This is a genomic window from Sediminibacterium sp. FW305-C-269 (assembly GCF_058231045.1).
Window position 1 is genome coordinate 687,277 of sequence record NZ_JBIQXQ010000003.1, and the last position, 12,457, is coordinate 699,733.

The following is a 12,457-nucleotide window of genomic DNA, read 5'->3' on the forward strand; positions in this document are numbered from 1 at the left end:
TAAGCGGGGTTTATTATTGATTTTCAGTAGTATTATCGTTGTTATCTTCTGTTTTATTTTCGGTGGAATCCATGTTTTCTGCTCCCTGATCTTCCGGGTTAACGGTTTCTTCCTCCTGTTCTTCTATCTGTGAAATAGCGGCGATCTCATCCCCTTCATCCAGCCTGATCAGGGTAACACCCTGGGTGGCTCTGCCCGCTTCGCGAATATCCTGGATACCGGTACGGATGGTAATGCCCGACTTACAGGTGATGATCAGGTCTTCTTTCTCCGTTACATACAAAATGCCTACCAAACTACCGGTTTTCTCCGTCACATTGATGGTTTTAACACCTTTACCACCCCGGTTGGTGATGCGGTATTCATCCACCACGGTACGTTTACCGAAGCCTTTTTCGCTAACCACCAGTATGGTATGGGTAGGATCGTCCTTGTGTATGCAGATCATGCCTACTACTTCATCGTTCTGATCGTCCACTTCAATACCGGCTACCCCGATGGCTCCCCTGCCCGTAGGCCTTACTTTCTCTTCGGGGAAACGGATGGCACGGCCGCTCTTCACGGCCATCATGATCTCCTGGTTACCATCGGTCAAACGGGCCGATAACAGCTCATCCCCTTCATTTACGGTGATGGCGATGATACCATTGGCACGCGGGCGACTGAAGTCTTCCAGTGAGGTCTTCTTGATGATGCCTTTGCGTGTACAAAGTACAACATAATGGTCCTGTACATATTCCTTGTCGTCCAGTTTCTTCACATCGATGATGGCTTTCACCTTATCATCTGCGGGCAACTGTATCAGGTTCTGTATGGCCCTTCCCTTGCTTTGTTTTTCTCCTTCGGGGATCTCGTATACACGCAACCAGAAACAGCGTCCTTTTTCGGTGAAGAACATCATGGTACCGTGGGTAGAAGCCACGAACAGGTGTTCCACATAATCTTCTTCGCGTGTTTTGGTACCTACGGCTCCCCTGCCGCCGCGGCGTTGCTGGCGGTATTCGGTAGCGGATGTACGTTTGATGTATCCGAGGTGCGAAATGGTGATCACCACGTCTTCGTCCTCGATCAGGTCCTCGATCCGCATTTCGTCTGCCAGGTACTGGATCTCTGTCTTACGCGCATCGCCGAACTTCTCCTTCACTTCGATCAGTTCTTTTTTGATGAGCTCGTAACGCATGTCTTCGCTGGCCAGCAGTTCTTTCAGGTATTTGATGGTGTTGATCAGGCTGTTGAATTCTTCCACGATCTTATCGCGCTCCATACCTGTCAAACGTTGTAAACGCAGTTCCAGGATGGCTTTGGCCTGTGCTTCCGACAGGCCGTCTTCCTGTTGGTACAGGTTGTTGGTGATATCAGAGAACAAGGCCCTGTTGAGAACCCATTTTTCTTCACGGCTCTTATTGATCAGGTTCTCTTTGGCGTCATCCGGCGTGCGGCTGGCACGGATCAGGGCGATCACTTCGTCCAGGTGATCCAGTGCTTTCAGGTAACCTTCCAGTATATGGGCGCGCTCTTCAGCTTTGCGCAGGTCGAACCTGGCGCGGCGGATCACCACTTCCATCCGGAACTCGATGAATTCGGCGATCAGATCCTTCAGGTTCATCACCCGGGGTCTGCCTTTGCTGATGGCTACGTTATTGATACCGTAACTGGTCTGCAGTTCGGTGAATTTATACAGTTGGTTGATGATGACCTGTGCCACCACATCACGCTTCAGGTCCAGTACGATACGCGTTCCTTCGCGCATGTTACTTTCGTTGTTCACGTGGGCGATGCCCTCGATGGTCTTATCGTTCACCAGTTGCCCGATACGGTCGGTCAACTGGTCGCGGTTCACCTGGTAAGGTACTTCGGTGATGATGATCTGTTCGCGTCCGCTGGTCTTGGTATCCACATGCACTTTACCGCGCAGCACTACCCTTCCGCGTCCGGTGAGCAATCCCTGGCGAACCCCTTCCATACCGTAGATGATACCACCGGTCGGAAAGTCGGGTGCTTTTACGTAGTTGATCAGTTCTTCTACCGGGATCTCGCGGTTGTCCACATAGGCCACGCAACCATCCACCACTTCGCTCAGGTTATGGGGCATCATGTTAGTTGCCATACCTACGGCGATACCTGATGAACCATTGACCAGCAGTTGCGGGATACGGGTGGGCAGTACGGAAGGCTCCTGCAGCGAATCGTCGAAGTTCAGCTGGAAATCGACCGTTTCTTTTTCGATATCATCCAGCATGGCTTCGGACAAACGTTGCAGACGTGCTTCTGTATAACGCATGGCTGCCGGCGGGTCGCCATCCTGGTTACCAAAGTTACCCTGGCCATCTACCAGTGTGTAACGCATGGTCCAGTCCTGGGCCATACGCACCAGGGTATCATAGATGGAGGAGTCGCCGTGCGGGTGGTATTTACCCATCACTTCCCCCACGATACGGGCCGATTTTTTATAGGGTTTGTTGCTGTTGTTGCCCAGTTCGTTCATGGCGTAGAGCACGCGGCGGTGAACGGGTTTGAATCCGTCCCGTACATCGGGCAGGGCTCGGCCAACGATCACCGACATCGAATAGTCGATGTAAGCGGTCTTCATTTGCTCTTCGATATTCACCTGAATAATCCGGTCGTTATCATTGGTTTTTTCCGGTGGTAACAGATTGTCTTCCATGTGTGTGATTCCGTGAGATTTTAGTTCTTTGACAGGTTGCTAAACAGCCCTGTTTACAGGTTGGCGAAGATACTTTTTTTAAGGGGGAAAAGGGGCCAAAAACAGCTCTTTTTTAAGGGGTTTTATCCACAGTTGTGAACTCGGGCCGCTGGCAGGATCGGGGTGTTATCAGCCGTCTGGCAGAAGGCATGCAAAAAGGGTTTCCTTTTGCCGGAAACCCTTGTCTGTATTGAATTCTATGCGTTGGTCTCAGTTCACCCGCTTGATGCTTCCTCCACCGCTTTTGCTGGTATGGGAAGTGGCGGATCCTTTGTAATACACATCGCTGCCTCCGCTGGCATTGGCCTGCAGCTCTTTGTTGGCGGTAATACGCACATCACTGCCCCCGCTGGATTCGATGGAACAGGTATTGGATACCAGTTCAAAACCATGCACATCACTGCCTCCGCTGGCAGTGATCGAGAGCTTATCCGCCTTTCCGGATAGATAGGCATCGGAACCGCCGCTGGCAGCTAATTTTAACTCACCGGCATCCAGTTTACCCCGAAAATCGGAACCTCCTGAAAGGGCCAGTGAGAGTTTCTCTGTGGTCAGCTGGTCCTCTATATACACATCCGATCCACCTGAAGCTGAGAGCCCTTCCAGTTTCTTCACCGTCACATAGGCTTTCAGTTTTCGGTTGCCAAACCAGTTCAGTCGCCAGGTGCCTTCCTGGTTAAAGTTGATCTTCAATACACCATTCACCACTTCGGTGCGAATGCGGTCGCGGAAATCGTTGGTGGAAGCACTTACCACAACAGCCTCCTCATTGCCCTGGCTAAGGTAGAGGTCTACCCCATCGGCTATCTCAATGGCGTGGAAAGGGCCCACATTGCGCACAGTGGCATTGGCATCGTGCACCGTTTTTTGTGCAGATGCAGCCAGCGTTGTGAGCAATAAAAAGAAGCAAACTATTTTTTTCATGAGGATGATTTGTTTTGTAACGGATACTCCGAAAAAATGTTACAGTCTCCTTTCAGGAAACTTCATTTTGCCGGTAAGGAAAGATAGGGAGAACTTTTTACGGTTGAAATACGGTGATCGACCATGACCGGTTTTTGTGGTAAGGAATGCGGACGTGAATACTCAGTATCTTTACAGATTATGAAACAGCTCCTCCTCTTTGGCGCCGGCAAGTCGGCAACCGTACTGATCGATTACCTGAAACAGACCGCTACCCAGAAACAATGGCAGGTAACCGTTGCGGATGTGAACCTGGCAGCCGTACAGGCCAAAGTGGGCGATCATGCCTGGGTGAAAGCCGTGGGTGTTTCGATTGATGATGCCACTGCCAGGCAGGCATTGATCCGGCAGGCTGATGTGGTGATCTCTTTACTGCCTCCTGCCCTGCACTATACGGTAGCGCTGGATTGCCTGGCATTTGGCAAACACCTGCTTACGGCATCGTATGTGGATGACAAGATCCGGGCACTGGCCGCAGAGATCCAGGAAAAACAGATCCTGTTCCTTTGTGAGATGGGACTTGACCCGGGCATCGATCATATGAGTGCCATGCAACTGATCCACCGGATCCAGGCCAAGGGCGGACAGATCGAATCCTTCCTTTCGCATTGCGGCGGACTGGTGGCTCCTGAGAGTGATACCAACCCCTGGCACTATAAGATCAGTTGGAACCCCAGGAATGTGGTGCTGGCTGGTAAAGCGGGAGCCATCTACAAAGAAGATACGGCAGTGCAGCGCAGGACCTACGAAGAGGTATTTACCGGCTGTGGCGAAGTGACCATTCAAGGCCTGGGCAGATTGGCCTATTACCCCAACAGGGATTCCCTGAGTTACATACCTACCTACGGACTGGAAAATGTCGCCACTTTCAAACGCACCACCTTACGTTACCCGGATTTCTGTACGGGCTGGAAACAGGTGATTGACCTGGGTCTAACGGATGAAACGGATTCCGTGGCTACCGATGGACTGAGCATAGCAGAATTCCTGCAGCAGCGTTGCCAGGACAGGAAGATCCGCTTTGAGGAGATGACTCCGTTATTGCAGGAACAGTTCCTTTTCCTTGGCTGGAACGACGATACCCTTATCAACAAAGGTCATTGCTGTTCTGCAGATGTGTTACAGTTCATCCTGGAAAAACAATGGGTATTGTTACCGGGCGACAAGGACCTGGTGGTGATGCTGCACGAACTGGGTTATGAAATGGATGGCGCTCATTACCAGATAAGCAGCAGCCTTGTGGTGACCGGTGAAGACCATATCCGCACCGCCATGGCTAAAACTGTGGGCCTGCCGCTGGGCATTGCCGCCACTTTATTGCTCGAAGGAAAGATCCGGGAAACAGGACTGCATATCCCCATCATCCCGGCCATCTATGAACCGGTACTGCAGAAACTGCAGGAGCAGGGGATCGTTTTCAGGGAAACAGCTGGATGAAAATAAGGTACAAGGATCAAGGAACAAGTATCAAGAATCAAGGAACAAGCATCCAGTATCAAGGATAAAGTATCAAGTATCCAGCATCCCGCCGCTTATTTCTTTTTGTTCTTTTGCGACTTGTTCTTCGGTTTGGCTTTTTTCTCTTCGTCCCCGCCGGCATTGATGACCCATTCGTAATCGAGCTGCCTTTTTTCGAGATTGGCTGCCACTACGCGGATGAAGACCTTATCGCCCATGCGAAAAGTTCTGCCGCTGCGTCTGCCTACCAGACTGTAATCGCCATCTACGTGGCGGAAATCATCATAATCTGAGAGACTGATGATGCTCACCAATCCTTCGCATTTATGCGCCACCGTCTCTACCCAGAAACCGAAGCTGGCAACACCGCTTACGACGCCTTCGAACACTTCGCCGATATGGTCGCGCAGGAATTCTACCTGTTTGTATTTATTGCCGGCCCGTTCGCATTCCATGGCCGCCCGTTCGCGTTCGCTGCTGTGTTTGCATTTCTCCTCCATCTTCTTATCGGTCTGCGGCTGGTCGTTCAGGATGGACTCCAGCACCCGGTGTACCAGTACATCAGGATAACGGCGTATGGGTGAGGTAAAATGGCAGTAGTATTCGAATGCCAGCCCGTAGTGGCCAATATTCTCCGTTGTATAGATGGCTTTGGCCATGGTGCGGATACCCAGCTGTTCCAGCACATGCTGTTCGGGTTTGCCTTCCGCATCTTTTAGCATGGAATTGAAGCTGTGCGCAATGGCCTGTGGTGAGGAAGTATCAAAACTATGCCCGTGTTTTTTGGCGAAAATGATGAAGGGGGCCAGTTTCTCTTCATCTGGCCTGTCGTGCACCCGGTATGGGAATGGCAGGGGTTTCTTGTTGATCTTGAGTTTGGCCACATTCTCGGCAACGGTTCTGTTGGCCAGCAGCATGAACTCTTCGATCAGCTGATGTGATTCCTTGCTTTCCTTCACCACCACTGCAATGGGTTTCCCTTTCTCATCCAGTTTGAAGCGCACTTCCTGTGAGGAAAAATTGATGGCCCCTTTGCTGAATCGTTTCTTGCGCAGTTGCTGGGCTATATCGTTCAACAACAGGATCTCATTTTCGTGTTTGCCTTTCCGGGTCTCGATGATCTGTTGCACATCTTCATATGCATACCGATGGTCTGAATGGATCACGGTTTTTCCTAGCCAGTACTGTTTCACTTCGCCTTTCCCGTTCATCTGGAAAATGGCCGAGAAAGTGAACTTGTCCTCATGAGGACGCAGTGAGCAGAGCTCGTTCGAGATCCTTTCGGGTAACATCGGGTTAACGCGGTCTGGCAGATAAACGGAAGTGGCGCGTTTATAGGCTTCCAGGTCCAGTTCGGTATCGGGGTGCACATAATAACTCACATCGGCAATATGCACACCGATCTCATACAGGCCGTTATGGAGCGTACGGATGGAGAGCGCATCGTCAAAATCTTTGGCGTCTGCCGGGTCAATGGTGAAGGTGAGTATGTCGCGACAGTCCTTTCTTTTTTTGATCTCTTCGCTATCGAGTACATCGGGCAGGCGCTCCGATTCCTCCAGCACGTCTTCGGGAAAGAACAGCGGGAATCCGGCTTGTGCCAGCAGTTCTTTCATGGCCGCATCGTTCTCGTCTTCCGGCTGCATAATGCTCACTACCGTGCCAACGGGTTTCTTATCGTCCTTGTCCCATTTCAGTAAACGTGCCACTACCCTGTCGCGATTCTTTGCCCCGTTCAGTTCTGCCAGGGGTATGAACAGGTCGGGCATGGGTTTATCGGTATCCGGAACAAAAAAAGCATAGTTGGTGGATAACTGTATGTGCCCGATGAACTCTGTCTGCTTGCGTGTGACCACTTCGGTGATCTTTCCTTCTTTTTTACCGGTACGGGTGTTCTCCTTGAACACTTTTACCCGAACGGTATCGCCGTTCAGTGCCGTGTTGAAATCGCCCGGGCGGACCAGCACATCGCCTTCGGTATTCTCAACGATCACGTAGCCCATTCCTGAACGGGTCACTTCCAGTTTCCCTTTTAAGAGAAGCTGGGCTGCAGGTTTGCCCTTTGATTTGGACCTGGTCTTTGTTTTTTTCTTACTCATGTTGCTGGATTGAAGTGGAAGTTCGTAATAAAATCCGTCACCAGTTCATTGAATTGTGGCCCTTCATCAAATAAAAAATAGTGGCGTATGGGTAATACATACAGGGGCAATGTGGCCAGTTCTTCCGTGAATTTGACCAGTCTTACCGCATCTTTCTCCGTGGTAAGGATCATTTTATCCTTGGCATGTATGTCGTTGAATTTCTCTTTGATCTCTTTCAGGTCATCAATGGTGAAAATGTGGTGATCTGAATAGTCCTGCTGGTAATAGGCATGTGTCTTGGCCAGCAGGTATTCTTTCAGGGGTTTGGGATTGGCGATGCCGCATACCAGTAACACTTCGTCCCTTGGCGTGATGAGCCACTCATCTGTCCTGTCAGTGATGTGGTAAGGCGTTCCGTATTCAATGGTGGTGAAAAATACTTTTTGTTTTGCTTCCGGTTTCAGGCTGCGGATGATCTTCTGTTTGGCTTCGGCCGAAAGGTTATAGGGGCATTTGGTGACAACGATCACATCGGCTCGTTTGGCAGATGACCACTGGTCGCGCAAATCGCCTGTGGGCAGGAAAAAATCCTGTGGGTACAGGTTGCTGTAGTCCGTAAGCAGGATGTTGAGACCTGCTTTCACCACCCGGTGCTGGAAGGCATCGTCCAGGATGATGGCCTGCAGGTCGGGCACGTCCTGCAGCAGGTGCGGGATACCCACGATCCTTTCTTCACAGGATGCTACCGCCACATTGGGGTATTTGTTGTGAAAGAGCATGGGCTCATCCCCTATCTCGAGGGCGGTCGTTACACGGTTGGCGAGCACATACCCTTTGGTCTTTCGTTTGTAGCCCCTGCTCAGGGTTCCGGTCTTGTATCTTTTCTCCAACAGTTCCACCAGGTATTCCACCATGGGCGATTTGCCCGTGCCACCTACCGATAGGTTACCCACACAGATCAGCGGGAAATTGAATTCCGCGGACTTGAGGTAACCTTTGTCGAATAACCAGTTACGTATGACCACCACCAACCCGTAGATCAGTGAAAAGGGCAATAACAGGATGCGGAAAGACTTCAGGAAGAACGCGTTAAAATTCATAGGTCTGCTGCGGCGTGATACAATACGATAAAGGTACATCAAAATGCCCGGTGTCGCTGATCTGTTCGATGGGATCGAAATATGAGAAGCCGATCTTAACAATATCTTCTCTGCAGAGAGCGAGGAACCTGTCGTAGTAGCCTTTCCCATAGCCTACCCGGTAGCCTTGGGTATCGCAGACCAATAATGGCACCAGTACCAGGTCGATCTCTTCCGGTTGCAATATTTCGCCTTCTTTGGGTTCGGTGATGCCCAGTGTATTGGTTTTGTAAACGGTGTCTTCATTGATAGCGATGGCCGTCATTTCGCAGGTGCGGGTATTGGTGAGCGGGTAGGCCAGCACCAGGTTGGGCACCATATGCCGCAGGTAACCCGAAAAAAGATGTGTGTTGGGTTCTGCCTGTCCGGATAAGGGCCAGTAAGATAATACAGTATAAATACCCGAAAAATCGAACTGCTGGAATTGTAATAACAACAGGTCATCGAACCGCAGTCGTGACCGCGGATCGAGGCTGGCCCTTTTTTCCTTATAGATCTGTCTGAGTGTTTCTTTGTTCATGGTCAGTGAGCAAAGGTACCGGTTAAAACGGGTTTCAGGCGTTGCGCCTGTTCCCGTATGGTAGCTGCATTGATGACGGACAGGTGCGGGACACGGCCCAGCGACGGATAACCCGACCAGCCTACGATCTCGTCATCGTAATACAGGTAATCGTCCATGAAGATCCAGCCAGCCACAGGGATATTGTGGTGGCGGCACCAGGCAGCGGTCAGCAGGGAATGATTGATACTGCCGAGATAATTGCGGCTTACCAGGATCAGTTTTGCCTGCAGGGTCCTGATGAGGTCGGCCACGGTATGTTGCGGAGACAAGGGCACCAGTAATCCACCTGCCCCTTCAATGATCAGTTGGCGGTTCGGTTGTTCCGCCTGGATCCGCTTTGCCTCTGCCGCAATGGAATCGATATCAATGGTAACCTGGTCGATCCTTGCCGCGATATGCGGTGAAGCCGGTGTGGTCAGGCGGTAGACTTCGGGGTGTATCTGCGACCGGTGATTACTGAGCAGGGAACGGACCCGCATGGCATCGGTGCCATCCTCCAGTCCTGCCTGTACGGGTTTCCAGTAATCTGCTTCCAGCGCCTCGGTCACGATGGCCGCTACCAGTGTTTTACCTACATCGGTTCCAATGCCTGTGATAAATATGGGAGAATGCATGGGTTGTTTTTTTGTGAGAAATGGTTGCTGGCGACCGATAGCGTATGCTGATCCGGGTATACGCTCCTCTTCATCTATCGACCAACAACTATTCCCCGCTGACGAAAAATGAGAATAAGGTAGTGCCGTAATTGCGAACAAAACTGAAGCCGGCAAAGTTCTCGTATTGGTTGCGTGGGGTATGTTCCAGCACAAAAAAGCCGCCGGGCCGGATCATCTTTTTTGCCACAATGATCTTGGGCAGTTCATCGATAGTGCCCAGCGCATAGGGCGGGCCTGCAAAGATGAAGTCGAAGGATTCGGAACAGCTGTTCAGGTATGCGAACACATCCATCTTCAGGATCTTTACGTTTTCCGCTCCCAGCAGGTTCATATTTTTTGTGATGAAAGCATGCATGATATTGTCCTTCTCCACGATCGTCATATCAGCCGCGCCCCTTGATGCCAGTTCGTAACTGATGCAGCCGGTTCCGCCGAACAGGTCCAGTGTTTTGATGCCTGTAAAATCCATCCGGTTCTGCAGTATATTGAATAGACCTTCCTTGGCGATATCGGTAGTGGGTCTTGTGTGGGGCATTTTTGCCGGCGGATGAATTCTTCTGCCTCCCCATTTGCCGGAAATGATCCTCATACAACCAGTTTATAAAAAGGGGTAAAATAATGTAAGGGATGTGCGCCCGCTGTTTTGAAGATGCCATCCGGTTCTGTTGATTCAAAACTGATCAGACCGAACAGAGACTGCAATTGTTTGTGCAGTTCCGAACCTGTATCGAATTTTCCGCTAAGCTCCAGATGTGATCTTTTTGGATCGAGTGAGAACTGGCGGCTCAGGTTGGCCAAATGGTACAGGGCATCTTCCTGGGTTTCGCTGGCAAAGGACTGCACCAGTTGTAACTGCCCGTCCTTCACTACCGCTGCAACAAAATGTTTTTCGTAGAGCAATACTTTGATAAAATGCTCCGGCAGGTCTTTTGCGGCAAGCACATGCTGTACCAATACGGAATAGATATGGTGTGGCTTGTTCAACAGGAAATAACGGTTCACCTGTTCCAGTATCGTCTTTTTGATGCGGTATACGTTGACCATGGGCGTTTCCCCGACAAGGGTGTCGTACCTGATCTCGTGACGGTCGCTTTCTCCATAGACCAATCCAAGCATATCTTCTGCGGCACCGGCACTGAACAGGTGTTGGGGAACCAGCAGGGCCTCTTCAAAATTGTAATAACAATGGATATCACGATAGGTACGGTTCAGGAAAAGCGATTGGGACTTAATCTGGTGAAAGATATCATTCCATTCGGCAGCCGGCTGCTCGATGGTGAATATTTCCAGCGCTTCCACTTCCCCGGAAACAGCTCCCTTTACCAGGCAGGCGATATGCGATGTGCAGACCTCCAGCACCAGCTGGTCCGCATCGGAATGTGATGCGCCCGTGATATCGTTGTAATAACTGATGGTTCTGCTGGTCATGAAATTGAATTACACTGCAATGATATAAAAAAAGCCTTAGGCCGTAAAAGGCGAAACAGTAAAACTGCAAAATAGTAGCTTTGCGCCACATTATGGGAAAAGCCTTACAAGAGATCAACCTGCAGGTGAATACGAGCAACCGGCAAATACTGGGTATCGCGCTTCCCATTACGGCCGCGATCATTGTTCCGCAGATCAATTTCATCACCAACAATATTTTCCTGGGCGGTCTCGGACAAAAAGAGCTGGCTCTGGCCGGCATTACCGGTGTGTACTACCTGATCTTTGCGGTGATGGGACATGGCCTCAACAACGGTCTGCAGGCATTGATCTCGCGCCGTGCCGGTGAGAACCGCATTGATGCCATCGGTAACCTTTTCTCGCAGGGACTGCGTGTGGCCATGGTGTTCGCATTGATCGGTATGCTGCTTACCTGGTTCATCGCCCCTACCGTATTGGGCTGGTCGCTGCACGATGCGGAGAGCGTGCAGATCTGCGTTCGTTTCCTGAACATCCGCATCCTGGGGCTGCCCTTCCTGTACCTGTACCAGATGCGTAATGCTTTGCTGGTAGGTACCAATAACAGTAAATACCTCATCATCGGAACGGCAACGGAAGCCCTTACCAATATCTTCTTTGACTATTCACTGATCTATGGAAAATTCGGTATGCCGCAACTGGGTTTTGATGGTGCCGCTTATGCATCGATCATTTCTGAGTTCGCGGGCTTGCTGGTCATTTTCATCGTAATCCGCTGGAATGGCGTTGCCAAACAATTACACCTGTTCCGCAACTGGGCCTATGATGCTTCGAATGTGAAACTCATTATCAATCAGTCGTACCCGTTGATCCTGCAACATGGGATCAGTGTAATCAGCTGGGAATTCTTTTATATCCTGATCGAACACCATGGTGAACGCGACCTGGCTGTATCGAATACCATGCGGAATATCTTCGGCTTCTTTGGTTGTTTTACCTGGGCTTTTGCTGCCACGGCCAATACCATGGTCAGTAATGTGATCGGCCAGAACCGGGAGCATCATGTGAAGGAACTCATTTACCGCATCATGTCCTGGAGCCTTGGTTTTGCATTGCTGGTATGTTTGTTCCTGAATATTTTTCCGCATTTATTCCTGTCTATGTACGGACAGGGAGATGATTTTATTGCAGCTGCCATACCTGTTTTGCGTGTGGTGTCAAGTGCATTGGTGCTGATGTCCATCGCCGTTGTATGGATGAATGCGGTTACAGGTACCGGGAATTCCAAAATGAACCTGTTGTCTGAAATAGCTGCCATTACCTTTTATTGCATCTACGTGTATATCGTACTGGAGAAATTACAACTTCCTATTGCATGGGGTTGGGCCAGTGAATGGATCTACTGGTCAACCATCTTTATTCCGTCTTATTGGTATATGCAAAGTGGTCGCTGGAAAGATACGCGAATCTGATCTTTGGTATGATAA

10 protein-coding genes are annotated in these 12,457 nt (G+C 50.4%); 2 read left to right on the forward strand and 8 right to left on the reverse strand.

The window, feature by feature from the left end; all coding sequences use genetic code 11:
* Positions 1 to 13 precede the first annotated feature (13 nt).
* The gene (gene gyrA / locus ACH3Y6_RS12970; RefSeq protein WP_490836041.1) at positions 14 to 2,665 is read right to left on the reverse strand and encodes a DNA gyrase subunit A; all 2,652 of its coding nucleotides are present in this window, start codon (positions 2,663 to 2,665) and stop codon (positions 14 to 16) included.
* 249 nt (positions 2,666 to 2,914) lie between these two features.
* Positions 2,915 to 3,628: a head GIN domain-containing protein gene (locus tag ACH3Y6_RS12975; RefSeq protein WP_490836042.1), complete on the reverse strand. Its 714-nt coding sequence runs from the start codon at positions 3,626 to 3,628 to the stop codon at positions 2,915 to 2,917.
* Positions 3,629 to 3,808: 180 nt separating this feature from the next.
* On the opposite strand from ACH3Y6_RS12975, the gene ACH3Y6_RS12980 reads away from it, so the two are divergent.
* Entirely contained in the window at positions 3,809 to 5,104 is a 1,296-nt protein-coding gene (locus tag ACH3Y6_RS12980; protein ID WP_490836043.1) for a saccharopine dehydrogenase family protein, read from the forward strand.
* A 95-nt stretch (positions 5,105 to 5,199) separates the two neighbouring features.
* On the opposite strand, the gene rnr is transcribed toward ACH3Y6_RS12980, so the two are convergent.
* The 6 genes from rnr to ACH3Y6_RS13010 form a co-directional block, all read right to left on the reverse strand.
* Positions 5,200 to 7,224, reverse strand: coding sequence for a ribonuclease R (gene rnr, locus ACH3Y6_RS12985; RefSeq protein WP_490836044.1), 2,025 nt, complete (start codon positions 7,222 to 7,224; stop codon positions 5,200 to 5,202).
* Entirely contained in the window at positions 7,221 to 8,306 is a 1,086-nt protein-coding gene (gene lpxK, locus ACH3Y6_RS12990; protein ID WP_490836045.1) for a tetraacyldisaccharide 4'-kinase, read from the reverse strand. The genes rnr and lpxK overlap by 4 nt, the downstream gene beginning before the upstream one ends.
* On the reverse strand, positions 8,296 to 8,865 hold the full coding sequence (locus tag ACH3Y6_RS12995; RefSeq protein ID WP_490836046.1) for a 5-formyltetrahydrofolate cyclo-ligase: 570 nt from the start codon (positions 8,863 to 8,865) through the stop codon (positions 8,296 to 8,298). Before ACH3Y6_RS12995 ends, lpxK begins: the two co-directional genes overlap by 11 nt.
* Before the next feature lie 2 nt (positions 8,866 to 8,867).
* Positions 8,868 to 9,521 carry a dethiobiotin synthase gene (bioD, locus tag ACH3Y6_RS13000; RefSeq protein WP_490836047.1) on the reverse strand — a complete coding sequence of 218 codons (654 nt, stop codon included), beginning with the start codon at positions 9,519 to 9,521 and terminating at the stop codon, positions 8,868 to 8,870.
* 88 nt (positions 9,522 to 9,609) lie between these two features.
* Positions 9,610 to 10,152: an RsmD family RNA methyltransferase gene (locus ACH3Y6_RS13005; protein ID WP_490836048.1), complete on the reverse strand. Its 543-nt coding sequence runs from the start codon at positions 10,150 to 10,152 to the stop codon at positions 9,610 to 9,612.
* Positions 10,149 to 10,991 (reverse strand): DUF3822 family protein, encoded by an 843-nt coding sequence (locus ACH3Y6_RS13010; protein ID WP_490836049.1) that lies wholly within the window; start codon positions 10,989 to 10,991, stop codon positions 10,149 to 10,151. The genes ACH3Y6_RS13005 and ACH3Y6_RS13010 overlap by 4 nt, the downstream gene beginning before the upstream one ends.
* Positions 10,992 to 11,071: 80 nt before the next feature.
* Between ACH3Y6_RS13010 and ACH3Y6_RS13015 the strand changes: the two genes are divergently transcribed.
* Positions 11,072 to 12,442: an MATE family efflux transporter gene (locus tag ACH3Y6_RS13015; protein WP_490836050.1), complete on the forward strand. Its 1,371-nt coding sequence runs from the start codon at positions 11,072 to 11,074 to the stop codon at positions 12,440 to 12,442.
* Positions 12,443 to 12,457 lie beyond the last annotated feature (15 nt).

Coding starts and splice junctions, on each gene's coding strand:
- ACH3Y6_RS13005 (WP_490836048.1), bottom strand. CDS start 10,152: ATGAGGATCATTTCCGGCAAATGGGGAGGCAGAAGAATTCATCCGCCG.
- gyrA (WP_490836041.1), bottom strand. CDS start 2,665: ATGGAAGACAATCTGTTACCACCGGAAAAAACCAATGATAACGACCGG.
- ACH3Y6_RS12975 (WP_490836042.1), bottom strand. CDS start 3,628: ATGAAAAAAATAGTTTGCTTCTTTTTATTGCTCACAACGCTGGCTGCA.
- lpxK (WP_490836045.1), bottom strand. CDS start 8,306: ATGAATTTTAACGCGTTCTTCCTGAAGTCTTTCCGCATCCTGTTATTG.
- ACH3Y6_RS13010 (WP_490836049.1), bottom strand. CDS start 10,991: ATGACCAGCAGAACCATCAGTTATTACAACGATATCACGGGCGCATCA.
- ACH3Y6_RS12995 (WP_490836046.1), bottom strand. CDS start 8,865: ATGAACAAAGAAACACTCAGACAGATCTATAAGGAAAAAAGGGCCAGC.
- rnr (WP_490836044.1), bottom strand. CDS start 7,224: ATGAGTAAGAAAAAAACAAAGACCAGGTCCAAATCAAAGGGCAAACCT.
- bioD (WP_490836047.1), bottom strand. CDS start 9,521: ATGCATTCTCCCATATTTATCACAGGCATTGGAACCGATGTAGGTAAA.
- ACH3Y6_RS12980 (WP_490836043.1), top strand. CDS start 3,809: ATGAAACAGCTCCTCCTCTTTGGCGCCGGCAAGTCGGCAACCGTACTG.